The sequence below is a fragment of the Streptomyces sp. 796.1 genome, from assembly GCF_047525675.1.
Taxonomy (GTDB): Bacteria; Actinomycetota; Actinomycetes; order Streptomycetales; family Streptomycetaceae; genus Streptomyces.
This window is the reverse complement of sequence record NZ_JBLIWA010000019.1, coordinates 105,879-130,921: the sequence shown is the minus strand read 5'-3', so window position 1 is coordinate 130,921 and position 25,043 is coordinate 105,879. Positions and strand designations below refer to the sequence as shown.

Annotated in this window: 16 protein-coding genes and 1 pseudogene; 9 read left to right on the top strand and 8 right to left on the bottom strand. The window is 73.6% G+C overall.

The annotated features are described in order from the left end of the window. The first annotated feature begins 36 nt into the window (after positions 1 to 36). Positions 37 to 729, top strand: coding sequence for a hypothetical protein (locus ACMA1D_RS15195; RefSeq protein ID WP_414724492.1), 693 nt, complete (start codon positions 37 to 39; stop codon positions 727 to 729). Between the two features lie 332 nt (positions 730 to 1,061). Here the strand turns inward: ACMA1D_RS15195 and ACMA1D_RS15190 are convergent, their stop codons facing one another. Together ACMA1D_RS15190 and ACMA1D_RS15185 are read right to left on the bottom strand one after the other, a co-directional pair. Next, entirely contained in the window at positions 1,062 to 4,181 is a 3,120-nt protein-coding gene (locus tag ACMA1D_RS15190; RefSeq protein WP_414724491.1) for a helix-hairpin-helix domain-containing protein, read from the bottom strand. Continuing rightward, a complete protein-coding gene (locus tag ACMA1D_RS15185; protein ID WP_414724490.1) occupies positions 4,178 to 5,161 on the bottom strand; it encodes an aldo/keto reductase in 984 nt (327 codons plus the stop codon). Before ACMA1D_RS15185 ends, ACMA1D_RS15190 begins: the two co-directional genes overlap by 4 nt. 129 nt (positions 5,162 to 5,290) lie before the next feature. Here ACMA1D_RS15185 and ACMA1D_RS15180 point away from each other — a divergent pair, with 129 nt between their 5' ends. Then, positions 5,291 to 6,340 (top strand): LLM class F420-dependent oxidoreductase, encoded by a 1,050-nt coding sequence (locus tag ACMA1D_RS15180; protein ID WP_414724539.1) that lies wholly within the window; start codon positions 5,291 to 5,293, stop codon positions 6,338 to 6,340. Between the two features lie 384 nt (positions 6,341 to 6,724). Beyond that, the gene (locus ACMA1D_RS15175; RefSeq protein WP_414724538.1) at positions 6,725 to 7,513 is read left to right on the top strand and encodes a ferritin-like domain-containing protein; all 789 of its coding nucleotides are present in this window, start codon (positions 6,725 to 6,727) and stop codon (positions 7,511 to 7,513) included. Between the two features lie 93 nt (positions 7,514 to 7,606). Here ACMA1D_RS15175 and corA read toward each other — a convergent pair whose 3' ends face one another. Next, positions 7,607 to 8,599, bottom strand: coding sequence for a magnesium/cobalt transporter CorA (gene corA, locus ACMA1D_RS15170; protein WP_414724537.1), 993 nt, complete (start codon positions 8,597 to 8,599; stop codon positions 7,607 to 7,609). Positions 8,600 to 8,663: 64 nt separating this feature from the next. Between corA and ACMA1D_RS15165 the strand changes: the two genes are divergently transcribed. From ACMA1D_RS15165 to mshC, 4 genes are all read left to right on the top strand, one after another. Continuing rightward, positions 8,664 to 9,365, top strand: a complete 702-nt coding sequence (locus ACMA1D_RS15165; protein ID WP_414724536.1) for a histidine phosphatase family protein — start codon at positions 8,664 to 8,666, stop codon at positions 9,363 to 9,365. A 150-nt stretch (positions 9,366 to 9,515) separates the two neighbouring features. Beyond that, positions 9,516 to 10,106 (top strand): DUF3090 domain-containing protein, encoded by a 591-nt coding sequence (locus ACMA1D_RS15160; RefSeq protein ID WP_349994129.1) that lies wholly within the window; start codon positions 9,516 to 9,518, stop codon positions 10,104 to 10,106. After that, on the top strand, positions 10,070 to 10,969 hold the full coding sequence (locus ACMA1D_RS15155) for an SCO1664 family protein (RefSeq protein WP_414724489.1): 900 nt from the start codon (positions 10,070 to 10,072) through the stop codon (positions 10,967 to 10,969). The genes ACMA1D_RS15160 and ACMA1D_RS15155 overlap by 37 nt, the downstream gene beginning before the upstream one ends. Positions 10,970 to 11,065: 96 nt before the next feature. After that, the gene (gene mshC, locus ACMA1D_RS15150) at positions 11,066 to 12,295 is read left to right on the top strand and encodes a cysteine--1-D-myo-inosityl 2-amino-2-deoxy-alpha-D-glucopyranoside ligase (RefSeq protein WP_414724488.1); all 1,230 of its coding nucleotides are present in this window, start codon (positions 11,066 to 11,068) and stop codon (positions 12,293 to 12,295) included. A gap of 977 nt (positions 12,296 to 13,272) precedes the next feature. Here the strand turns inward: mshC and ACMA1D_RS15145 are convergent. From ACMA1D_RS15145 to ACMA1D_RS15125, 5 genes and pseudogenes are all read right to left on the bottom strand, one after another. Next, positions 13,273 to 14,205: pseudogene (locus tag ACMA1D_RS15145) on the bottom strand (PAC2 family protein); the annotation flags it as partial. Positions 14,206 to 14,721: 516 nt separating this feature from the next. Further along, positions 14,722 to 16,323, bottom strand: coding sequence for an FAD-dependent oxidoreductase (locus ACMA1D_RS15140; RefSeq protein WP_414724487.1), 1,602 nt, complete (start codon positions 16,321 to 16,323; stop codon positions 14,722 to 14,724). A gap of 2 nt (positions 16,324 to 16,325) precedes the next feature. Then, positions 16,326 to 17,885, bottom strand: a complete 1,560-nt coding sequence (gene glpK, locus ACMA1D_RS15135; RefSeq protein WP_414724486.1) for a glycerol kinase GlpK — start codon at positions 17,883 to 17,885, stop codon at positions 16,326 to 16,328. A 41-nt stretch (positions 17,886 to 17,926) separates the two neighbouring features. Further along, the gene (locus tag ACMA1D_RS15130; RefSeq protein WP_414724485.1) at positions 17,927 to 18,724 is read right to left on the bottom strand and encodes an MIP/aquaporin family protein; all 798 of its coding nucleotides are present in this window, start codon (positions 18,722 to 18,724) and stop codon (positions 17,927 to 17,929) included. A 606-nt stretch (positions 18,725 to 19,330) separates the two neighbouring features. Further along, positions 19,331 to 20,095 carry an IclR family transcriptional regulator gene (locus ACMA1D_RS15125; protein WP_414724484.1) on the bottom strand — a complete coding sequence of 255 codons (765 nt, stop codon included), beginning with the start codon at positions 20,093 to 20,095 and terminating at the stop codon, positions 19,331 to 19,333. Positions 20,096 to 20,340: 245 nt separating this feature from the next. On the opposite strand from ACMA1D_RS15125, the gene metH reads away from it, so the two are divergent. Together metH and ACMA1D_RS15115 are read left to right on the top strand one after the other, a co-directional pair. After that, positions 20,341 to 23,847, top strand: coding sequence for a methionine synthase (metH, locus tag ACMA1D_RS15120; RefSeq protein ID WP_414724483.1), 3,507 nt, complete (start codon positions 20,341 to 20,343; stop codon positions 23,845 to 23,847). 457 nt (positions 23,848 to 24,304) lie between these two features. Then, positions 24,305 to 25,033 (top strand): HAD family hydrolase, encoded by a 729-nt coding sequence (locus tag ACMA1D_RS15115; protein WP_414724482.1) that lies wholly within the window; start codon positions 24,305 to 24,307, stop codon positions 25,031 to 25,033. Positions 25,034 to 25,043 lie beyond the last annotated feature (10 nt).

The window sequence follows — 25,043 nt, the reverse complement described above, 5'->3', positions numbered from 1 at the left end:
TGCGGGAACTGCCCTGGTACGGATAGCGTCTGCACTATGTCTGATGCTGCGCAGCCATCTGCTGCCGAGGTACGCGCCGCCGCTGAAGCGGTGAAAGCCGCACTGGATCGCCACCTCGATGCCGTCGAGCGACGGGTCGGCGGGGACGACCCGGCCGTCTACGCCGCGTTCAACGAACTGGCCGCGGCTGCCGAGACCTACGACGAACTCCTCTACGACGCGTACGACGAAGTCACGCCCTTCGAGATCCCCGGCGACGACACGCTGCCCGCCTACGACGGGCCGGAGGAACCGAGCGCCGTCAGCGTGCTGATCCGCAGGGACTACGCGGTGTCCGAGCCGCAGCGCCTGCTCTCCCAGGCGCAGCGGATCGCCGACCTGGATCCGGACGTGATCGCGGGCAACGGCCTGTCCGGCAAGGGCACGTCGGCCGCGGCCGTCGGAGGCAGCGTGCACGCCGCGCTCGGGGTCCTCTTCGGAGAGTACGAACCGGATGAAATCGCCTCCCGGCACAAGGAGTTCGGCCTGGAGGAGGGGGACTCCACGCTCTGGGTGGCGGCCACCGACGAGCCGGCCGAGCCGGGGGAGTGGCTGGCGGCGCCGTTCGACCACACCGACCCGCAGCGCATCGTCTGCCGCTTCGATGTGAGCACGGTCTTCGACGAGGAACCCGACGACGTGGACGATGACGTCGACGACGACCTGGAACTGCTTGAGCCGGAGCCCTAGCCGGGGCTTGCTCTGCCGGGCCCCCCGGGCCGGGTCTGCTTTCGGGCCGCTGCCCTGCTGGTCGACGCCGGCGGGGCGGCGGCCCGTTCGCGTGCCCGGTGGATACGGGCTCGCGCGGGGCGCTGGCGGGCAGGGGCGTGGGGCGGTGTACGGGTGGTGGGAGGGGCCGCGCCCGGTGGCCCGGGCCCGTACGTCCGGCCGGGAGCGCGGCTTCCGGTGGCCGGGCCAGCGCCGCCCCGTGCGCCCTGCCGCGGGCGCACGGGGCGACCCGGGGCTGGCGTGCGCCCGGGGCGCCGGCCACCGTACGGGCCCGGCGCCCCGCGCGGTGGGGCTCAGACCGTCGGGGTCTGGGCGTGGAGCAGGGCCCGCAGCCGGGTCGTACGCTCCGTGGCCGGCACCTCGGCCACCGCGTGCGGCAGCGCCTGGCCCACGCCGTGCACCACCGACAGGTGCTGCTCGCCGCGGCTGAACGCGGTGTAGACCCAGGCCCGGGTGAGCAGGTGGCCCGCGTCGCCCGGCAGCACGGCGACGGCGGCGGGCCAGCGGCGGCCGGCCGCCTGGTGCGCCGTGATCGCCCAGCCGTGCCGCAGCGCGTCCGCGATCCGCGCCCGTTCCACGAGTACCCCGGCGCCGCCGCAGTCGAGCCGCAGGCCGGCCGGCTCCGCGGCGACCACCGTGCCGGTGACCGTACGCCCCGGGGCCACCGCATAGGCGACGCGGTCGCCCGGGTCGAAGCCGGCGAACCGACCGGGCCCGGGGTTGAGGCGTTCCTTGAGGGCGGCGTTGAGCGCCCGGGTGCCGGCGGCGCCGCCGTGTCCGACGGTGATCACCTGGATGTCCGGCACCGGTACGCCGATCGCCCGCGGCACCGAGTCGGCCACCAACTGCACCGTGCGGTGCACGGCCTCGCCCGCGTCCCGCACCGGCACGATCACGACCTCCTTGCCAGGCGCCGCGACCTGCTGGAGCTCGCCGATGCCGATGCCGGAGACCAACTCGCCGATGGGTCCGGGGTCCGGCGTCCTGGACACCACCTGTGGGCAGGCGCGGGCGGCCAGCAGATCGCCGAAGACCCGTCCGGGCCCGGCCGAACCGAGCACCCCCGGATCGCCGCTCAGCACCAGCCGGCAGCCGTCCGGCAGCCACTCCACCAGCGCCGCCGCGCCCTCCACGTCCAGGTGCGGGGCGTCGAGCACCGCGAGCAGGTCGAGCCCCAGCGCGCCCTCCGCGTCCCGGCCGGGGCCCTCGGCGTCGGTGAGCAGCCCGGCGACGGTCACCGCGAGGGTTGCGGGGAGGTCGGCGGCGGCCAGCGCCGCGGCCAGCCGCTGCCGGCCGTCGTCGCTGTGCGCCGCCGCGTAGGCCCGTAGTCCGCGGGCGTGCGCGGCGGCGACGAGCGCCACCGGCTCGGCCCGGGCACGCTCGCCCCCGCTGTGCACCACCAGCCCGTGCGCCGCCGCGGCTCTGATCAACTCGGCGGCCGACGACGAGGGGGCTGCCTCCGCCAGGGAGTCCCAGGTCGGAGCCTCCTCCGGGGTGCCGGTGCCGGTGCCGGTGCCGGTGCCGTCGTCGGTGGCGGCCGGGCCACTCGTGTCGTCCGCGGCGTGCGGACCCGCGGCGTGCGACCCGTCCGTGTCGTCCGGGGCGGTGGGCGGCGTGGGTTCGGCCGTCGGGTCGAAGGTGTTGATCAACCGGGCCAGTCCGTCGGCCAGGCTCTCCTCGGCCAGGGCGTACCGGTCGAGCCCCAACAGGACCCGTACCGGCTGTTCCTCCTCCTCGGCGTCGTCCTGGGCACGCGGGGCGGCACCGGGGGTTTCCAGGGCGTCCTGGAAGACCAGCACTCCGCCCTCCGCGACGGCCTCGCGCAGGGCCTCGTCGGGGTCGGGGACGGCCTGCCCGGCGAGCGCCGCGCGCAGCGCGGAGGTCTCCCGGGCCGTGTGGCCTTCGAGGGCCGCGCGCTCCAGGAGCCAACTGACCAGCGCCCGCGCGCGCCGCGCGTCACCGGGGCCGCACTCGGCCCCGAGCAGGGCCCGGGCGAAGCCGTCCGCCTGCTCGGGGCGGACGCCGGCGACGGCCAGCAGGAGCCACGGATCCTCCCGCAGGGCGGTCGCGGCCCGCTCGCCCAGCGTCCGCACCACCTGCTCGGCCAGTTGTTCCGGCGCCCCACCGGCGGCCAACACCTGGCGCGTGCGGTCCAACTCCGTGGCGGCGTCGGGGCCGTCGAACGGTGCGGCCGGTGTTGCTGATGTCGTCGGTGCTGTCGGTGCTGCCGGCCCGGCCTGCGGGGATCGTCCGCCACCAGCGGCCGGTCCGCCGGGCCCCGCGGCCTGCGGCCCGGAGTACGTCGTACCGCCCGCACTGCCCGTGCCGTCGGTCGGGCTGGCCCGGTACGCGTCCGGGCCCGCGTGCGAGGTGTCGTCGCCGGCCACCGCCTCGTACGGGGCAGCCGGGCCGCCCTGTGGAGCCGCCGGGTGTACGGGGCGGCCGGTGGGGCCGCTCGGCTGGGGGCCGTGGCCGCTGTCGTCGGCGCTGCCCGGCCGCTGCGGGCCGGTCGCCGCCGGTGCGGGACCGCCGGGGGCGGCGCCGGCGGGGCGGGGCGCGGTGGCCGGCCGGGTTCGCCGGGAGGATTCGGTGAAGAACGACGCAGCGTCCGCCTCGCCGCGCTCGACGGCACGCACCGCAGCCGCCAGCGCCTCGGCGGCGGCCGACCGCTTGCCGCCCCCGTCGGCCCGAGCGCCACCGGAGCCGCGGGGCGCGGCGCCGGCCGGTGCACCCGTCGCTGCGTTCGACGGCGCGCTGGCAGCCGCGCCCGCCTCGGCCGCGGCCCCGCCCGCGCCCGCCGGCTCTTCCTGGCCGTCAGGGGCGCCCTGCTCGGCGGACGCGCCCGCGCCTGCCGGCACACGTCCGTTAGCCGCAGCCGTAGCCGCAACCGCAGCCGGCGCCGGCTCCGCACCCGGGCCCGCTGTGCTGTCCGCAACGCCGGCTTCGGCACCGCCCGCCGCGTCCGTGTCCGCCGCCCCCGCTGAGCCTGCTGGACCCGCCGTCTCGGCCACATCTGTTGAGTCCGCTGCGTCCGCCGCCGGCTCCGCCGGCTCGGCATCGGCCGCGGGCGCCTCCCCGTCCTGCCCCGCCTTCCCGGCCATGACCGGGGAGGCCGCAGCGGCGCCTGCCCCGTGGGCCCCGGCAGCCGCCTCCCGCACCGCCGCCGGCTCGCCCGCGCCCGAGGCCGACTGCGCGCCGTCCGTCGGCGCCGCGGCGTCGGCCGCCGTCGGGCGGGCCTCCGGCTCGGCTGCCGCCGCCTGCGCGGGGACGCCGTCCGGTCGGGCGTCCGGCGCGGCGGGGTCGGCCGTCGGGTCGCCCGCGGTCGGGGTCGGGTCGGGCGCGGGGTCCCCCTGCGGTGCGGTGTCTCCCTCGGATGGGGAGGTGGCCTCGCCCGCGGGGCGGTCGGAACTCACAGCGTGCTCCAGTCGTGATCGGGATAGCGGTGCAGCGGCGCAGAGACGTCGTCGAGCGCCTGGCAGATCTCGTCAGGAAGCGTAAGGGCCTCCACCGACAGAGCCGCTCTGAGCTGCTGCGCATTGCGCGCGCCCACGATCGGCGCGACCACCCCGGGTCGGTCGCGCACCCAGGCCAGCGCCACCTGGAGCGCGGTCGTGGACAGCCCGTCGGCAGCGGTGGCCACCGCGTCGACGATGCGGCTGGCCGTGTCGTCCAGGTACGGCGCGACGAACGGCGCCCACTGCTCCGACGCGCCCCGCGAGTCCGCCGGCGTGGCGTGCCGGTACTTGCCCGTCAGCACGCCACGGCCCAGCGGCGAGGAGGGCAGCAGCCCGATGCCGAGGTCCTGCGCCGCCGGCAGCACCTCGCGCTCCACGCCGCGCTGGAGCAGCGAGTACTCCATCTGCGTACTGGCCAGCCGGGCGCGCGGGCCCGGCGCGGCGAGCTGCCAGGTGGCCGCCTTCGCCAACTGCCAGCCGCAGAAGTTGGACACCCCCGCGTACCGCGCCCGGCCGCTGCTCACCGCGATGTCCAGGGCCTGGAGCGTCTCCTCCAGCGGCGTCGCCGGGTCGTAGGCGTGGATCTGCCACAGGTCGACGTAGTCCGTGCCGAGCCGCTGCAACGAGGCGTCGAGGGCGGCCAGCAGGTGCCCGCGGGAGCCGTCGAACCGCCGGTCGGGGTCGGGCACGCTGCCCGCCTTGGTCGCGATCAGCAGGTCGCGCCGCGGCACCAGCCCGTCGAGTAACTGACCGAGCAGGTACTCGGCGCTGCCGTCGGCGTACACGTCGGCCGTGTCCACCAGCGTGCCGCCCGCGTCCCAGAACGTCTTGAGTTGGTCCGCCGCATCGTGTTCGTCGGTGTCCCGTCCCCACGTCAGCGTGCCAAGCCCGATCCGGGATACGCGCAGGCCCGTACGGCCGAGGTGCCTCTGCTCCATGGGCGCTGACCTTACTGGCCGCGCCGCGACCCGTGGTGGGCCTGTGGATAACCCTGGCACTGCCGCGGCCACGCCATGCGCGCTAGAGTCCCCGCCACAGGGACGTTACTGATGAGTAAGGGGAGCGGTATGCGGCTGGGCATCAACCTCGGTTACTGGGGTGCGGGAATGGACGCGGACAACCTCGCCGTCGCGCAGGAGGCGGACCGGCTCGGGTACTCCGTGTGCTGGGTGGCCGAGGCGTACGGCTCCGACGGGCCCACCGTGCTGTCCTGGGTCGCCGCGCAGACCGAGCGGATCGACATCGGTTCGGCCATCTTCCAGATCCCCGCGCGCACGCCCGCGATGACCGCCATGACCGCCGCCACCTTGGACTCCCTCTCCGGCGGCCGGTTCCGCCTCGGCCTCGGCGTCTCGGGCCCGCAGGTGTCCGAGGGCTGGTACGGGGTGAAGTTCGACAAGCCGCTGGCCCGTACCCGCGAGTACGTGGAGATCATCCGCAAGGCCATGCGGCGCGAACCGCTCAGCCACCAGGGCGAGCACTGGCAACTGCCCCTCCCGGACGGCCCGGGCAAGGCCATCAAGCTGACCGTGCACCCGGTCCGGGAGCACATCCCGCTCTACGTCGCCGCCATCGGCCCGAAGAACCTGGAGCAGACCGGCGAGATCGCCGACGGGGCGCTGCTGGTCTTCTTCGCCCCCGAGCACGCCGAGGAGACCACGTTGGGCGCGCTGCGCGCCGGGCGGGCCAAGGCCGGCCAGGACCTCGCCGGCTTCGACGTGGTGCCGACCGTCCCGATGGCCGTGGGCGATGACGTGTCCGCCCTCGCCGACCACTTCCGCCCGTACACCGCGCTGTACGTGGGCGGCATGGGCAGCGCCAAGCAGAACTTCTACAACAAGCTCGCCCAGCGCATGGGGTACGAGCAGGCAGCCGCCGAGATCCAGGAGAAGTACCTGGCCGGCGACAAGAAGGGCGCAGCCGCCGCGGTACCGCACGAGTTGATCGACGCCACCACGCTGGTCGGGCCCATCGAGCGGATCGCGGACCGGATGCGAGCCTACGCCGAGGCCGGGGTGACCACCCTGTCGCTGATGCCGGCCGGCTTCACGCTGGAGGAGCGGCTCGCGGGCCTGCGGGCGGGCGTGACGGCCCTGGAGCGCGCCGGGCTGGCCTGAGCCTCGTACGACCCCTGGCACGCCCCCTCGGACGCCCCGACCGGGAAACCGGGACCGAGGGCCAGGAGCCCCGGGGCGGGGAGGGGGCGCCGGCGAGAGTGCGGCGCGGCTGCGGCGCGGTGGGGGAGAAGTCTGCGGCCGTGGTGGGGGCTCGGGGGTCTTCCCCGCCACGGCCGTCACCCAACACAACGCCGGGCCCGCCACACGGTTACGGGCGTGGCGGCACCGGGCGCACTCACCCGACCGGCGTAGCCGTCCGCGGCCCCTGTTGCCGCCGCGGGCCCGCGGCCTTCGACTGGTTCTGGTGCGGGGACGTTCCGGTGTTGCTGGTGTTCCCGGTGGTTCCGCACGGTTGTCGTGCGGCGCTTCATGGAGGTGGCGATGGTGCTCTCGGCGCGCAGCGTCTTCCAGGAGATCCTCGATGACGACGAGTCCTTCCGGCTGTTCTGCTCCATCGCGGCCAGCGGCGAGTCACAGGGCGGTTGGGAGAACGCCCGGATCGCCGCGCTGGTGCCGGCGGGGGAGCGGGCCATGACCGGGAAGATCACCCGGCACGGGGCGGACGAGGACAAGCACGGGCGGATCTTCCGGGCCCTGCTCCGCAAGCGCGGCCTCGACCCCGTCGACGTACCGCCGGAGACCGACTACACGATGCTCCTGGAGCGGCGCGGCATCGGCCTCGCCCACGAGAAGCTGCGCGGCGACCAGCCGCTGACCGAGCGCGACATCGTCGCCTACCTCGCGCACAGCCGGGTCACCGAGCAGCGCGCCGCGGAACAGATGCGGCTGTTGCGCCGGTACTTCGCCGACGACCCCGACATCGGCCGCGCGGTCCGGATGATCTCGGACGACGAGGACAACCACCTCGCCTACTGCCACGAAGAACTCCTCCGCCTCGCCGGCGCCGGCTACGGCCGCATGATCCAGGCCCTGCTGCGGGAGAGCGCCCGCGCCGAGATCCGCGTCTACCGCCGGGTCAGCCTGGCCGTGACGGACCACATGGGACGGCTGCTCGGCTGGCCGCGGGCCAAGGGCGCGCTGCTGGCCGCCGGCATCCACGGCGTGTACGGGTACGAGGCGGCCGGCGGCTGGCGCCGGATGGTCTCGCTGCGCATGCCCGAGCGGCGCAACGCGCTCGGCGGCCCGGCGACCACGGCCGCCGAATTCGCCTGACCCGGCTGGCTCGTCCGCCGCGACCGCCCCGGCTGGCTCGCCCGGTCGTTCCGCGCCGCTCCGCGCGCCCGCGCCCGCGTACCCGCGCCGCCCTCACAGCCAACCGCGCCGCTTGAACATCCGGTACAGCACCACGATCGAGCCGACCATGACGGTGAGCGCCGCCGGGTAGCCCCACGGCTGGTGCAGTTCGGGCATGTGGTCGAAGTTCATGCCGTAGACGCCGGCGACCATGGTCGGCACGGCCACCATGGCGGCCCAGGCGGAGATCTTGCGCATGTCGTCGTTCTGCCGGACGCCCACCTGCGCCAGATGGGCCGCGAGGATGTCCGACAGCAGCCGGTCCAGGCCCTCCACGTGTTCGTTCGTACGCGTCAGGTGGTCGCTCACGTCGCGGAAGAAGGGCTGGGACGGGGGGTGGACGAAGGGCACGGTGCCGCTGGCCAGCCGGGCCATCGGCTCGGTGAGCGGGGCGGTGGCCCGACGGAACTCCAGGACCTTGCGCTTGAACGCGTAGATCCGGCTGGCCGAGCCGCTCGCGCCGGCGCCGTCCGGCGTGAACACCTCCGCCTCCAGTGCGTCGAGGTCGGTGTGCAGCGCGTCGGCCACCTCCAGGTAGTGGTCCACCACCGCGTCCGCGACCGCGTACAACACCGCCGTCGGGCCGTGCCGCAGCACCTCCGGGCTCTGTTCGAGCCGTGCGCGCACCGCACCGAGCGGGTTGGCCGCACCGTGCCGCACCGTCACCACGAAGCAGTCGCCGACGAAGACCATCAGCTCCCCGGTGACCAGGGTGGCGCCGCCCTCCTCGTACCGGGTCGGTTTGAGCACCAGGAAGAGGGAGTCGTCGTACACCTCAAGCTTGGGGCGCTGGTGGGCGCTGAGCGCGTCCTCCACGGCCAGCGGGTGCAGCCCGAACTCGCCCGTGACCTCGCTGAACTCCTCCTCGGTCGGTTCGTACAGGCCGATCCACAAGAACGCGTCGCCGCTTCTACGCGCTTGCTCGACGGCGTCGGAGATGTCCGCGGGGTCCGCCGCACGGCGGCCGTCACGGTAGAGGGCACAGTCCACGATCACGCCGGGGATTCTTCCCCGACCGCGGCGCATATGCATCGTGAGCACGACCGATCAGCGTCGTACGCTGATCGACATGCCCACGCTGATCCTGATCCGACACGGTCGGTCCACCGCCAACACCTCGGGCGTGCTCGCCGGCTGGTCGCCCGGTGTGACGCTCGACGAACGCGGCCTCGCGCAAGCCGCCGGCCTGCCCGAACGCCTCGCGGAGCTGCCGCTGGCGACCGCCGTGTGCAGCCCGCTGCCGCGCTGCGCGGACACCCTCGCCCCGCTGCTCGCCGCACGCCCGGAGCTGACCGTGCACACCGACGAGCGGATCGGCGAGTGCCATTACGGCGACTGGACGGGCCGCAAACTCGCGGAGTTGAACGACGAGCCGATGATGGAGGTCGTCCAGCGGCACCCGTCGGCCGCCGTCTTCCCCGGGCCCGAGGGCGAGTCGATGCGGGCCATGCAGGCCAGGGCCGTGGAGGCGGTGCGGGACTGGAACGCGCGGGTGGCGGCCGAGCACGGCGAGGACGCGCGGTACGTCATGTGCTCGCACGGCGACATCATCAAGTCGCTGGTCGCCGACGCGCTGGGCATGCACCTCGACCTCTTCCAGCGGATTTCCGTCGAGCCGTGCTCGATCACCGCCATCAGCTACACCAGGCTGCGCCCCTTCCTGCTGCGGCTCGGGGACACCGGGAACCTCGCAGGACTGGCGCCGCGCACCGAAGAAGGGCCCGTTGCGGCCGGGGACGCGGCGGTGGGGGGTGGCGCGGGAGCACCGTGATCTCCGCGCGCAGTAGGGTGGTTCCGCGCATGAGACCGTGGTCTTGGCACCCAGGACGGCGGGATCAGCGGCCACCAGCGGCCGGGCCCGTGCCCCCAGCGGCGCAGACCCACCCCGAGCCGATCCGTCGAAACAAAATGGAGCAGGACGTTGTCCCGTCAGGTGTTCCTCTATGACCCGCCGGACCGCTTCGTCGCCGGTACGGTCGGGCTACCTGGCCGCCGTACCTTCTTCCTCCAGGCGTCGGCGGCCGGCCGGACCACCAGCGTCGCCCTGGAGAAGGCGCAGGTCGAGGCGTTGGCCGAGCGGATCGACGAGCTGCTGGACGAGGTCGTGCGGCGCACCGGCGGCAATGCGCCGGTGCCCGCCGTCGCGCCGGCCGAGATGACCGACACGGCGCCGCTCGACGCCCCGGTGGAGGAGGAGTTCCGGGTCGGCACCATGGCGCTGGCCTGGGACGGCGAAGAGCAGCGCATGGTGGTCGAGGCACAGGCGCTGGTCGAGCTCGAAGCCGACACCGACGAGGACCTCGCCGAGGCCGAGGAACGGTTGCTGCAAGACGACGTGAACGGGCCGCCGATGCTGCGGGTGCGGCTCACCGGCACGATGGCCAGGGCCTTCGCCAAGCGCGCCCTTGAGGTCGTCAACGCCGGCCGTCCGCCGTGCCCGCTGTGCAGTCTGCCGCTCGACCCGGAGGGACACGTATGCCCGCGCCAGAACGGCTACCGCAGGGGGGCCTGACGCCCCAGGGCGCGGCCACCACCGCCCCCGCGGCGTCCGACGCGCCCACCCCGGCCGAGGTGCTGGCCGCCGGCGAGCTGACCGTGCGCGGCCAGGTCACCGACGCCTCCAACGCGGTCCTGCTGTGCACGGCGAGCCACCGCGGGCAGAGCCTCACCTGCGTCTACAAGCCGGTGGTCGGGGAACGGCCGCTGTGGGACTTCCCCGACGGCAACCTGGCCCGGCGCGAGGTCGCCGCGTACGAGGTCTCCGAGGCCACCGGGTGGGGGCTGATCCCGCCGACGGTGCTGCGCGACGGGCCCTACGGCGAGGGCATGTGCCAACTGTGGGTCGACGCCCCGGACGACGGCGACGGGGAGGGCGGTGAGGATCACCCGGGTCCGCAACTGTTGGCGCTGGTCGAGGGCGGTGAGCCGGGCCCCGGCTGGAAGGCGGTCGGGCAGGCGGACGTCGGCGGGGGCCGCACCGCGCTCCTCGTCCACGCGGACCAGCCGCGGCTGCGCCGGCTGGCCGTGCTCGACGCGGTCATCAACAACGGCGACCGCAAGGGCGGCCACCTGCTGCCCACCGCGGACGGCGGGTTCTACGCCATCGACCACGGCGTCGCCTTCCACGTCCAGGACAAGCTGCGCACGCTGCTCTGGGGCTGGGCGGGGGAGCCGCTGCCCGACGAGGCCCGTCAGGTCCTACGGCGGCTTTCGGCCGAACTGGCCGACACTGCGCCGCTCGCCGCCCGCTTGGCCGAACTGATCACCGCGGCCGAGATCGAGGCGCTCCGCGGCCGAATAGCCGATCTGGTACGGAGCGGTAGGCATCCCGAGCCCAGTGGGCAGTGGCCCCCGATCCCCTGGCCGCCGGTCTGACGCAGCACGTGGAGGCCGGCTCCGCAAGACCGCGTATCACGCCAAGACGCGCCATCCGGTTCGTAGCCGGATGCCGCGTCCGGTTACGCTCATGACATGTATGCCTGGCCCGCTTCTGAGGTTCCCGCCCTGCCCGGTCAGGGCCGCGACCTCCGGATTCACGACACCGCGACCGGGGAGTCGATCGCCATCGACCCCGGTCCCGTCGCCCGCATCTATGTCTGCGGCATCACTCCGTACGACGCCACCCACATGGGACACGCGGCGACCTACAACGCGTTCGACCTCGTACAGCGCGTGTGGCTCGACACCAAGCGGCAGGTGCACTACGTCCAGAACGTCACCGACATCGACGATCCGCTGCTGGAGCGCGCGGTGGCCAACGGCGATGACTGGACCGCGCTCGCCGAGCGCGAGACCGCCCTCTTCCGCGAGGACATGACCGCCCTGCGGATGCTGCCGCCGCGCCACTACATCGGCGCGGTCGAGTCCATACCGCGGATCGTGCCGCTGGTGGAGCGGTTGCGCGAGCTCGGTGCCGCGTACGAGGTCGACGGTGACATCTACTTCTCCATCGAGTCCGACCCCGGCTTCGGCGGCGTCTCCGGGCTCGACGCCGAGGCCATGCGGCTGCTGTCGGCCGAGCGCGGCGGCGACCCGGACCGTCCCGGCAAGAAGAACCCGCTCGACCCCATGCTCTGGCTGGCCGCCCGCCCGGGCGAGCCCAGTTGGGACGGCGGCTCGCTCGGCCCCGGCCGCCCCGGCTGGCACATCGAGTGCGTCGCCATCGCCCTGGAACACCTCGGCATGGGCTTCGACGTCCAGGGCGGCGGCTCCGACCTGGCGTTCCCGCACCACGAGATGGGCGCATCGCACGCACAGGTGCTCACCGGCGAGCGCCCGTTCGCCAAGGCGTACGTGCACGCCGGCATGGTCGCCCTGGACGGTGCCAAGATGTCCAAATCCAAGGGCAACCTCGTCTTCGTCTCGCAGCTCCGCCGCGAGGGCGTGGACCCGGCCGCGATCCGCCTCTCCCTCCTCGCCCACCACTACCGGGCCGACTGGGAGTGGACGGACGAGGTGCTGCGCACGGCCGTCGAGCGGCTGGCGCGCTGGCGCGCCGCCGTCTCCCGGCCCGACGGGCCGGCGGCCGACGATCTGGTCGAGGAGATCCGCGCGGCGCTCGCCGACGACCTGGACGCCCCGACCGCCCTGGCGGCGGTCGACCGCTGGGTGGACCGGCAGACCGCATCGGGCGGCACGGACGAGGGCGCGCCCGGCGTGGTCTCGCGTGCGGTCGACGCGCTGTTGGGCGTGGCGCTGTAGGCGCAGCGCAGCACGGTCGCCGCAGCGACGCTGGCACCGGCCCGGCTCCGACATCGTTCGGGGCCGGGCCGTGGTGTTGGTCCGCTGGGGCCGCGGTGCCGGTTCGCTCGGGGCGTGGTGCCGGTTCGCTTCGGCCGCGGTGCCGATTCGGTGGGGCTGTGGTGGCGGTTCGCTTCGGCCGTAGCGCCGATTTCGCTCGGGCTGTGGGCCGGGGCCGATCGGGGCGTGATGGGGCCCGCCCGCCGGGGCACCGCTTCGGTGGTGGTGGGGGCGGCAGGCGACGCCCGTGCCGGGCCCGTGAAGGTCGCCCGGCTGTCGATCGGTGTGGCTCGCGCCGGCGTGGTTGGCGCAGGAGTGGGGCGGGCCACGGTGGCTCACGCCCGGGTGGGGCGGGCCCGTGGTGCGGCCCGCCCCGCCGCGGTGCATCAGCCTTCCGGGTCCGGAGACTCGCCCTCGTCCGCGGCCTGGTCGTCGCGCCCACGGCGACCGCCCCGGCTGCCGCGACCACCGCCCGCACCGTCGGGGCCGGCCGTACCGCGCGAGCCAGTCGGGCCGGTCGAACCCACGGCACCATCGGCGTCCGCCGTGTCCGCGGAGCCCGCGGCCTCCTCGCCCTGCTCCGCGGCCTTCGGCTTGCGGCGGCTCCGCCGGGCCGCCGTGCCCTTCGCGGGCCCGGCAGGTTCGGCCGACGCAGCCGGCTTGGTCGATGCGGCCGGTTCAGCCGGTTCAGTGGGTTCGGCCGATGCCGTCGATTCCGCATCAGCCGCGGGCCGGTCCTGCTCGGCCTCGGGCGACCCACCCGCCGGCCGTTCGCCGTCGCCGGCCGGGGCGGCCCCGCCGCCCACCTCCGTCGCCTCGACCGGCGCCGTCCCGTCGCCCGGCGTCTCGGCCTGCGCCTCGTCCGGATCCGTTGCCGCTTCGTCCGGCAGCGCCTCGTCCGGTGCGTCCTCGGGTCCCTCCTCCCGCGCCGTCGTCCTGCGCGTACGGCCGCTGGACGGGTCGCGGAGGTAGGAGTCGCGGCCGTCGGAGACGGTGCCGCCCTCCGTGGCGTGGCCGGCCGGGCCCGGCTGGCCGTCCCTGCGGCGCAAGTAGCGCTCGAACTCGCGCGCGATGGCCTCGCCCGACGCCTCCGGTAGCTCCGCCGTGTCCCGGGCCTCCTCCAGCGACTGCACGTACTCGGCGACCTCGTTGTCCTCGGCGGCGAGCTGGTCCACGCCCAGTTGCCAGGCCCGCGCGTCCTCCGGCAGCTCGCCGAGCGGAATGCGCAGCTCCAGCAGGTCTTCGAGCCGGTTGAGCAGGGCCAGGGTGGCCTTCGGGTTGGGCGGCTGCGAGACGTAGTGCGGCACCGCGGCCCACAGGCTCACCGCCGGGACGCCGGCGTGCGTGCACGACTCCTGGAGGATGCCGACGATGCCGGTCGGCCCCTCGTACCGGGACTCCTCCAGGTCGAGGCTGCGGGCCAGATCCGGGTCCGAGGTCACGCCGCTGACCGGCACCGGCCGGGTGTGCGGGGTGTCGCCGAGCAGCGCTCCGAGCACCACGACCATCTCCACGCCCAGCTCGTGCGCGAAGCCCAGGAGTTCGTTGCAGAACGAACGCCAGCGCATGCTCGGCTCGATGCCCCGCACCAAGACGAGGTCGCGCGGTTTGTCGCCACTGGTCCGCACCACAGAGAGCCTGGTGGTCGGCCAGGTGACCTTGCGCACCCCGCCGTCCAGCCACACGGTCGGCCGGTTGACCTGGAAGTCGTAGTAGTCCTCGGCGTCCAGCGCCGCGAACACCTCGCCCTTCCACTCCCGGTCCAGGTGCCCGACCGCGGTGGAGGCGGCGTCTCCGGCGTCGTTCCAGCCCTCGAAGGCACAGATCATGACCGGGTCGATCAGCTCGGGAACCCCCTCAAGCTCGATCACCCAGCGCCTCCTTCCGACCGGGGTGGTCGGGTGACCCCGCCGGTTCCAGTTCCATTGCGTGCGGCCCCAGCCTACGGCTTCCCCCGCCCCCGGCCGCAGCCCTGGGGGAGCATCGCCTTCAGCTCTCAGCGAGGCGCGCCCACCGGTTCCGGCCGGCCCGGGACGCGCCGTCAACCCGCAGGCCCGCGCCGTGTCCGGGGCCGCTGCCCCGCGAAGCCCCGCACCCGCAGCACCCGCCATCGAAGGCCGACTTTCCGACCGGCCGAACTCGTCGCTGCGCACGGCTAGTTGAGGCCGCTCGGCACCCGCACCACGTCGTACCGCCCGAATTTCTCCGACCCCCGCGCACACCGCGTACCCCCGCGCGCCGTGGCCCCAGCCGTACGAACCGCCGTGGCCCCAGCCGGACGCAACAAGGGGAGGGACCCCCTCCCGGGTCCCTCCCCTCGCCGGACCACCGGCTGACCAGCCCCGACCAGCCCCGCCCAGCGGCAGCCCGTGGTCACCCGCCATCCCTCAGCGGCGCAGCAACTCCGCCACCTTGCCCCGTACCTCATCGGTGTCCAGACCGCGGATGGTCAGCGTGGTGCGGCGGCGCAGCACGTCGTCCACGGTCTCCGCCCACTCGTGGTCACGCGCGTAGACCGCCTGGGCCCAGATCTCCGGGCCGTCCGGGTGGATGCGCTCGCCCAGCGCCGGGTCGTCGGCGACCAGCCGGGCGATCTCGAAGGCCAGCGAGCCGTAGTGGGTGGCGAGTTGGCGCGCGGTCAGCGGGTCCATGCGCACGCCGGGCTCGCGGTCCACCAGCAGCCGGTGCGCGACCGCGTTCGGGTTGGCGATGCCGGGCAGCGGCACCCGGCGCGGGAGCTGCGACAGCGGTTCCATGTCTTCGGCGAGCGACCCGCCGGGCAGCTTGGCCAGCTTGTTGATGACGGTGCGGCCGATGTGCCGGTAGGTGGTCCACTTGCCGCCGGCCACCGACAGCATCCCGCCGCGCCCCTCGGTGACCACCGTCTCCCGCTTGGCGGACTCGGTGCCGCCCGGGCCGCCGGGCAGTACCCGCAGACCCGCGTACGCGTAGGTGATCAGGTCGCGCGTCAGGTGCTCGTCGCGGACCGAGAACGCGGCCTCCGCCAGAATCTGGTCGATGTCGGAATCGGTGGCCCGCACCTCGCCCGGGTCGCCCTCGTACGCCTCGTCCGTGGTGCCCAGCAGGAGCTGGTCCTCCCACGGCAGCGCGAAGGTGATGCGGTACTTGTCCACCGGCGTGGACATCGCGGCCTTCCACGGCGCCTTCCGCTTGAGCACCACGTGCGCGCCCTTGGAGAGCCGGATGCTGGGCGCCGCGCCGCCATCCTCCATCCGCCGCAGGTGGTCGACCCAGGGGCCGGTGGCGTTGAGCACGATGCGCGCGTTCACGCCGAACTCGCTGCCGTCCAGGCCGTCCTGGAGGTCGGCGCCGGTGACCCGGCCGTGCGTGAAGCGCAACCCGGTGACCTTGGCGTGGTTGAGTACCACGGCGCCGGACTCGACGGCCGCGCGCACCGTCATCACCGCGACCCGCGAGTCGTTCATCTGGTGGTCGCCGAAGACGGCGACGGCCTTGAGGTTCTCGGTGCGCAGCGCCGGGTTGTCGGCTGCGGCCCGGCTGGGCGAGATGACCCGGCCGACGCCGTCGCCGAACGCGGAGAGCGCCGAGTACGCGAAGACGCCGGCGCCCAGCTTGGCGGCGCCGTGCGGCCCGCCCTTGTAGACCGGCAGGTAGAAGGTGAGCGGGTTGACCAGGTGCGGGGCCACGTCCTTGGCCAGCACCCGGCGCTCGTGGTGGTTCTCCGCGACCAGCTTGACCGCACCGGTCTGGAGGTAGCGCAGACCGCCGTGGACCAGCTTGGAGGAGGCGGACGAGGTGGCGCCGGCGAAGTCACCGGCGTCCACCATGGCGACCCGCAGTCCGGACTGCGCGGCGTGCCAGGCCACCGAGGTGCCCAGGATGCCGCCGCCGATCACCAGGAGGTCGTACGTCGCGCTGGACAGCCGGTCCCGGGTTTCGGCGCGGTCCTGGCGCGGACCGGCAGCCGAGTGCGTCCCGGGCTCGGGGACGCTCTGCAGGGTGGTCATGATTACTCCTCGTCCTCGATCCAGCCCATGGTCCGCTCGACGGCCTTGAGCCAGCTCTTGTACTCGCGGTCGCGTACGTCCGCATCCATACGGGGGGTCCACTCGGCGGCCCGGCGCCAGTTGGCGCGCAGCGCGTCGGTGTCCGGCCAGAAGCCGACGGCCAGACCGGCGGCGTAGGCCGCGCCGAGTGCGGTGGTCTCGGCGACCATGGGGCGCACGACGGGCGCGTCCAGGACGTCCGAGATGGTCTGCATGAGCAGGTTGTTGGAGGTCATGCCGCCGTCGACCTTGAGCGCGGTCAGCTCCACGCCGGAGTCCTTGGTCATCGCGTCCACGATCTCGCGGGTCTGCCAGGCGGTGGCCTCCAGGACGGCGCGCGCGATGTGCGCCTTGGTGACGTACCGGGTGAGCCCGGCGATCACCCCGCGCGCGTCCGCGCGCCAGTACGGGGCGAACAGGCCGGAGAAGGCGGGCACGAAGTAGGCGCCGCCGTTGTCGTCCACGGAGCTGGCGAGCGTCTCGATCTCGGCCGCGCTGTTGATCAGGCCCATCTGGTCGCGCATCCACTGCACCAGCGACCCGGTGACCGCGATCGACCCCTCCAGGGCGTAGACCGGGTCGTGGTCGCCGATCCGGTAGCCGACGGTGGTCAGCAGCCCGTTGTACGAGTTGACCGGTGCGTTGCCGGTGTTCATCAGCAGGAAGGTGCCGGTGCCGTAGGTGGACTTCGCCTCGCCCTTGGCGAAGCAGGTCTGGCCGAACAGCGCGGCCTGCTGGTCGCCGAGCGCGGCGGCCACCGGCACGCCGTCCAGCGCGCCGCCCTTGGCCGTCCCGTACACCTCCGCGGAGGAACGGATCTGCGGCAGCACCGCGGCCGGGATCTCCATCGAGGCCAGGATGCGCTCGTCCCAGTCGAGGGTGGCCAGGTTCATCAGCAGGGTGCGCGAGGCGTTGGTGACGTCGGTGACGTGGACGCCGCCGTCGGGGCCGCCGGTCAGGTTCCAGATGACCCAGGAGTCCATGGTGCCGAAGAGGATCTCGCCGGCCTCGGCGCGCTCGCGCAGGCCGTCCACGTGGTCGAGCAGCCAGCGGATCTTGGGGCCGGCGAAGTAGGAGGCGAGCGGCAGGCCGGTCTCGCGGCGGAACCGGTCGGGGCCGACGTTGCGGCCCAGCTCCTTGCACAGCCCGTCGGTACGGGTGTCCTGCCAGACCAGCGCGTTGTGCACCGGCTCGCCGGTGTTCTTGTCCCACAGCAGCGTCGTCTCGCGCTGGTTGGTGATGCCGATCGCCCTGACGTCGGCGCCGGTGATGCCGGCCTTGCTGATGGCGCCGGCGGTGACCTCCTGGACGTTGGTCCAGATCTCGGCGCCGTCGTGCTCGACCCAGCCGGGCTTGGGGAAGATCTGCTCGTGCTCCTTCTGGTCGACCGCGACGATGCGGCCGTCCCGGTCGAAGACGATGCAGCGGCTCGAAGTGGTGCCCTGGTCGATGGAGGCGATGAACGGGCCGTGGCCGTGCGAGGTGGCGCCCGGGGCCGAGCTGTAGTCCTGGGTGTCGGTCATGGTGTGCGGCTCCTGCGGAAGTGACGTCGGTGGGCGGGGCGTTAGGCGAAGGCGAGTTCGTAGAGTCCGCCGGCGAGCGCCCCACCAGCAAGGGGGCCGACGACGGGGATCCAGGCGTAGCCCCAGTCCGAACCGCCCTTGTTGGGCAGCGGCAGCAGGGCGTGCACGAGGCGCGGGCCGAAGTCACGCACCGGGTTGATGGCGTACCCGGTGGGCCCGCCGAGCGAGAGCCCGAGGCCGACCACGACCAGCGCGGTCATCAGGGCGCCGGTGCCGGAGACGCCGAGCCCCTCGGTCAGTCCCTGGGTGAGGATGGCGAGCACCAGGACGGTGGTGGCGATGATCTCGGTGGCCAGGTTCTGGACGACGTTGCGGATCTCCGGGCCGGTGCAGAAGATGCCGAGCACCGGGCCGGCGGCGGGGGCGGCCGACTGGTCGACGAGACCTTCCTGCCCGCCCTGGGCGCCGATGACCTCGGGGTCGGTCAGATGGGCCTGGAAGTGGCCGTAGTAGCTGACCCAGACCAGGACGGCGCCGATCATCGCGCCGAGGAGCTGTGAGGCCACGTACAGCGGTACGTCGCTCCACTGGGTGCCGCCCGCGCCGCCCTTGATGGCCAGGCCGACGGTGACCGCCGGGTTCAGGTGCGCTCCGCTGACCCCGCCCGCGATGTACGCGCCGGTCAGCACGGCGAAGCCCCACCCGAAGGTGATGGCGAGCCAGCCCGCGTTGAGTGCCTTCGACCGCTTGAGCGTGACGGCGGCGACCACGCCGCCGCCGAGCAGGATCAGTACGGCGGTGCCGATGGTTTCGCCGATGAAGATGTCGGAGCTGGACACCCGCGACTCCTTTGTCGTTCGTCCAGGGAAGGCGAACCCCGGGTCCCTTCCGGAGGTTCGCGCGCTCGGTGAGCGCGTTTGGCCGGCCCGTGACGTTGCCCACCATAGCGAATACTGTCGTTAGGTGTTCGACAATGCCGACCGGTGAACGGCAGTTTTCTCGACGCCTTCCACCCCGTCAAGAGCCCTGTGACTCAAAACTCGCGGGTAAGTGACTGTCGAGTACGGGGTGGTTAGCCCTACCCGGCCGCGCCCACCGGAACCCGCGGGCACCCCGCGCATCCCCCCGGATCGGCGACGCGCCACCGCCGCATGGCCCCGCGCGCGGGCGGGACGTCCGCGGGGGCGGTAGGCGCGGGGCCGTACGAGTGCGTGGGCGGGGGCGGTCGCGCCGTGGTGTGGGGCCGCGTCCGGTCGCCCGTTGGGCGGGAACCCGTGGCCGGTGCGTACGCGGGAGCGGCACCGTGATCGGCTCGTACGGGGCGACCGGCCGTCGCGGTGGTCGAACCGCGTACGCGGAGGTTCGCGGTGGGGCGGGTGGTCGGCCGGAGCGGGGTGGGCCGGGGCTGACCCGGCCCCGGCTGATGCGGCTGGGCCCGTACGCCCCTAGAAGCGGCCGGCTCCCAGGTCGCGGGAGACCGCGCGGGCGCAGTCCCGCACGGCGGCGACCAGCTCGGGGCGGAGCGTGCCGTCCGCGCACACCCGCTCCACCGCTCCGGTGACGCCGACCGCGCCCACCGGCATCCGGCGCCGGTCGTGGATGGGGGCGGCGAGCGAGGCCACGCCGTCCCAGGTCTCCTCCACGTCGGCCGCCCAGCCGCGCGCCCTGACCAGATCGAGGACGCCCTCGAACTCCTTGAGCTCGGTCACCGTGCGCGCCGTGTACGACCGGCGTTCGCCCTCGGCGGCCTCCGTGTGGGCCACCGGGTCGTACGCGGCGAGCACCTTGCCGAGCGCCGTGCTGTGCAGCGGCTGCATCGCGCCCACCTCAAGCACCTGGCGGCTGTCGTCGGGGCGGAAGACGTGGTGCACGATCAGCACCCCCTGCTGGTGCAGGACCCCCAGGTAGACGCTTTCGCCGCTGGCCCGCGCCAGGTCGTCGGCCCACACCAGCGCGCGGGCGCGCAGCTCGTGGACGTCGAGGTAGCTGTTGCCCAGGCGGAGCAGTTCGGCGCCCAGTTGGTAGCGTCCGGACGCCGGGTCCTGCTCGACGAAACCCTCCTGCTGGAGCGTGCGCAGGATGCCGTGCGCGGTGCCCTTGGCCAGGTCGAGTGAGGCGGCGATCTCGGAGAGGCCGAGCCTGCGCTCGCCGCCCGCCAGCAGCCGGAGCATCGCCGCCGCGCGCTCCAGCGACTGGATGGTCCGTGCCATCGCGCAACCTCCTCGGGTCCATACCTACGGTTCGACAATGCTGAACACTATCGGCCCATGTCGACCTGCGGATACTGAGCAACGGACCGGAGCACGTCGAGATTCGGCCGTTGAACCCGCCGCGTACCGTCCCGTCACGCGGGACGTCCGGCGCCACTTCGGCACTGAGGGCTAGGCTGGCCGGGTGCGCCTTCCACCGGAAGACGCAAAGCCGACAGCCGTCGCACCTCAGGGAGAGCACGCCCATGGCCTCGTACACGCCATCGTCCACCAGCACCGACCGCGTCCGCGCCCTGCGCGAGGCCCTGGCCACCCGAGTGGTGGTCGCGGACGGCGCCATGGGCACGATGCTCCAGGCGCAGGACCCCAGCCTCGACGACTTCCAGCAGCTCGAAGGCTGCAACGAGATCCTCAACGTCACCCGCCCCGACATCGTGCGCAGCGTCCACCAGGAGTACTTCGCCGTCGGCGTGGACTGTGTGGAGACCAACACCTTCGGCGCCAACTTCTCGGCACTGGGCGAGTACGACATCGCCGACCGGATCTACGAGCTCTCCGAGGCGGGCGCCCGCATCGCCCGTGAGGTCGCCGACGAGTTCGCCGCCGACGGCCGGCCCCGCTGGGTGCTCGGCTCGATGGGCCCCGGCACCAAGCTCCCCACCCTCGGCCACGCCCCGTACGAGGCACTGCGCGACGCGTACCAGGAGAACGCCGCCGGGCTGATCGCCGGTGGCGCCGACGCGCTGCTCGTCGAGACCACCCAGGACCTGCTCCAGACCAAGGCGTCCGTCATCGGCGTCAAGCGCGCGCTGGCCGCCGCCGGCGCCGACCTGCCGCTGCTGGTCCAGGTCACCGTCGAGACCACCGGCACCATGCTGCTCGGCTCCGAGATCGGCGCCGCGCTCACCGCGCTCGAACCGCTCGGCATCGACATGATCGGCCTCAACTGCGCCACCGGTCCCGCCGAGATGAGCGAGCACCTGCGCTACCTGGCCCGGCACGCGCGCACCCGGGTCTCCGCGATGCCCAACGCCGGCCTGCCCGTGCTCGGCAAGGACGGCGCGCACTACCCGCTCAGCCCGGTGGAGCTGGCCGACGCGCACGAGGTCTTCGTCCGCGAGTACGGGCTCTCGCTGGTCGGCGGCTGCTGCGGCACCACGCCCGAGCACCTGCGCCAGGTGGTCGAGCGGGTCCGGGACATGACGCCCACCGAGCGCGACCCGCGCCCCGAGCCCGGCGCCGCCTCGCTCTACCAGACCGTCCCCTTCCGCCAGGACACCTCCTACCTGGCGATCGGCGAGCGCACCAACGCCAACGGCTCCAAGAAGTTCCGCGAGGCCATGCTGGAGGGCCGCTGGGACGACTGCGTGGAGATGGCCCGCGATCAGATCCGCGAGGGCGCCCACCTGCTCGACCTGTGCGTGGACTACGTGGGCCGGGACGGCGCCGCCGACATGCGCGAGCTGGCCGGCCGCTTCGCCACCGCCTCCACGCTCCCCATCGTGCTCGACTCCACCGAGGTCGACGTCATCCGCGCCGGGCTGGAGAAGCTGGGCGGCCGGGCCGTCATCAACTCGGTCAACTACGAGGACGGCGCGGGCCCCGAATCCCGCTTCGCCCGCGTCACCGCGCTGGCCAAGGAGCACGGCGCGGCGCTGATGGCGCTCACCATCGACGAGGAGGGCCAGGCCCGCACCGTCGAGCACAAGGTCGCCATCGCCGAGCGGCTGATCGAGGACCTGACGACCAACTGGGGCATCCAGGAGTCGGACATCCTCATCGACTGCCTCACCTTCACCATCTGCACCGGGCAGGAGGAGTCCCGCAAGGACGGCCTGAACACCATCGAGGCCATCCGCGAGCTCAAGCGCCGCCACCCCGACGTGCAGACCACGCTGGGCCTGTCGAACATCTCCTTCGGCCTCAACCCGGCCGCCCGCATCGTGCTCAACTCCGTCTTCCTCGACGAGTGCGTCAAGGCCGGCCTGGACTCGGCGATCGTGCACGCCTCCAAGATCCTGCCCATCGCCCGGCTGGACGAGGAACAGGTCAAGACCGCGCTCGACCTCATCTACGACCGGCGCGCGGAGGGCTACGACCCGCTCCAGCGCCTCCTGGAGCTCTTCGAGGGCGCCACCGCCAAGTCGCTGAAGGCCAGCAAGTCGGAAGAGCTGCTGAGCCTGCCGCTCGAAGAACGGCTCCAGCGCCGCATCATCGACGGTGAGCGCAAGGGCCTGGAAGCCGACCTGGACGAGGCGCTCACCTCCCGCCCGGCGCTCGACATCGTCAACGACACGCTGCTCGCCGGCATGAAGGTGGTCGGCGAACTCTTCGGCTCCGGCCAGATGCAGTTGCCCTTCGTCCTCCAGTCCGCCGAGGTGATGAAGAGCGCGGTGGCCCACCTGGAGCCGCACATGGAGAAGTCGGACGCGGAGGGCAAGGGCACCATCGTGCTCGCGACCGTACGCGGCGACGTCCACGACATCGGCAAGAACCTGGTGGACATCATCCTGTCCAACAACGGCTACAACGTGGTCAACCTGGGCATCAAGCAGCCCGTCTCGGCGATCCTGGAGGCCGCCGAGGAACACCGGGCGGACGTGATCGGCATGTCGGGGCTGCTGGTGAAGTCCACCGTGATCATGAAGGAGAACCTCCAGGAGCTCAACCAGCGCAAGCTGGCCGCCGACTACCCGGTCATCCTCGGCGGCGCCGCCCTCACCCGGGCCTACGTCGAACAGGACCTGCACGAGATCTACGAGGGCGAGGTCCGCTACGCCAGGGACGCCTTCGAGGGGCTGCGGCTGATGGACGCGCTGATCGCGGTCAAGCGCGGCGTGCCCGGCGCGACCCTGCCCGAGCTGCGCCAGCGCCGGGTCGCCAAGCGCGCGGTCGAGGTCGCCGAGCCGGAGCCGGACGAGGGGCAGGTCCGTTCCGACGTGGCCGTCGACAACCCGGTGCCCGAGCCGCCGTTCTGGGGCACCCGGGTGGTCAAGGGCATCCAGTTGGTCGACTACGCCTCCTGGCTGGACGAGGGCGCGCTGTTCAAGGGCCAGTGGGGCCTGAAGCAGGCGCGCACCGGCGAGGGCCCGACGTACGAAGAGCTGGTGGAGACCGAGGGCCGGCCCCGGCTGCGCGGCTGGCTGGACAAGCTGCGCTCGGAGAACCTGCTGGAGGCGGCCGTGGTCTACGGCTACTTCCCGTGCGTGTCCAAGGGCGATGACCTGGTGCTGCTGCACGAGGACGGCACCGAGCGCACCCGCTTCACCTTCCCGCGGCAGCGCCGTGGCCGGCGGCTGTGCCTGGCCGACTTCTTCCGCCCGGAGGAGTCGGGCGAGCGGGACGTGGTCGGGCTCCAGGTCGTCACCGTCGGCTCCAAGATCGGCGAGGCCACGGCCGAGCTGTTCGCGGCCAACTCCTACCGCGACTACCTGGAGCTGCACGGCCTGTCGGTGCAGCTCGCCGAGGCGCTGGCGGAGTACTGGCACGCCCGGGTGCGCGCCGAACTCGGCTTCGCCGGCGAGGATCCGGACTCGGTGCAGGCCATGTTCGACCTGAAGTACCGCGGCGCCCGCTTCTCGCTCGGCTACGGTGCCTGCCCCGACCTGGAGGACCGCGCGAAGATCGCCGAGCTCCTCGAACCCGAGCGGATCGGCGTGAAGCTGTCCGAGGAGTTCCAGCTCCACCCGGAGCAGTCCACGGACGCGATCGTCATCCACCACCCGGAGGCGAAGTACTTCAACGCCCGCTGACGGCCACCGCGGGCGGCCGGCGCCCGCCACCGGACGCGTAGCCGAGCGCCCGGCACCAGACCTTGACGTCCGGTGCCGGGCGCTCTGCTGCTCCTTCTCCCGCGGGGCGGGCCCGGCGCTGCCTGGGCCCTGCCGTGGCCCGGCCCCGACGGGCGGGTGGGTGCGGGCGGCCGTGCCCCGTGTGGCGGAGTGCGGCCCGGGCAGGAGCGGGCCCGGCCGGGGTGAGCCGGGCCCGGGGCGGGACGGGCGGGCGGCGCACGGGGGCGTGGCGACGGCCACCGGGTGGGGCCGAACCGTGAGATATCCGGGCGCGCCGGGAGTGCGCCGGACGTACACTTGTCGGTCCAGTACAGCCAGTCATCCTCTGCCCAACGGAGAGTGACCGGCTCCCTTGTCCTCGCGGGGCCTTCCCGCCGGGCACGGCCCGCTGTGGGCCACTCGTCACGGAGGTGGATGGATGACCAGTAGCATCCCCGCGGTCGACACGCCGGCGGGGGCGGAGTCCGCCCCGGCGCTGGAGGGCGTGCTGCTCGACATGGACGGCACGCTGGTGGACACCGAGGGCCTGTGGTGGGCGGCGGAGGCCGCGATCTTCGCGGAGCTCGGGCACGTGCTCGACGAGGCGGACCGCGCGGTCGTCGTCGGCGGCCCGATGACCCGCAGCGCCTCCTATCTGATCGAGACCACCGGCGCCGCCATCACGCTCGACGCGCTGGTCCCGCTGCTCAACGCCCGTTTCACGGAACTGATCGCGGGCAGCGTGCCGCTGATGCCGGGCGCCCGACGCCTGTTGACCGAGCTGACCGCGCACGGCGTGCCGACCGCGCTGGTCTCCGCCTCGCACCGGCGGATCATCGACCAGGTGCTGCGGTCGCTCGGCCCCGAGCACTTCGCGCTCACCGTCGCCGGCGACGAGGTGGAGCGGACCAAGCCGTACCCGGACCCCTATCTGCTCGCCGCCGCCGGCCTCGGCGCCGACCCCCGGCGCTGCGTCGTCATCGAGGACACCGCGACCGGCGTGGCGGCTGCCGAGGCGGCCGGCTGCCCGGTGCTCGCGGTGCCGTCCGTCGCCCCCATCGAGCCCGCGCCCGGCCGCACGGTCGCCCCCTCGCTGCTCCAGGTGGACCTGGCGTTCCTGCGCACCCTGATCACCCCGCGCGAGCAGGTCGGGACGTCGATTCCGTAATCGATCGGTC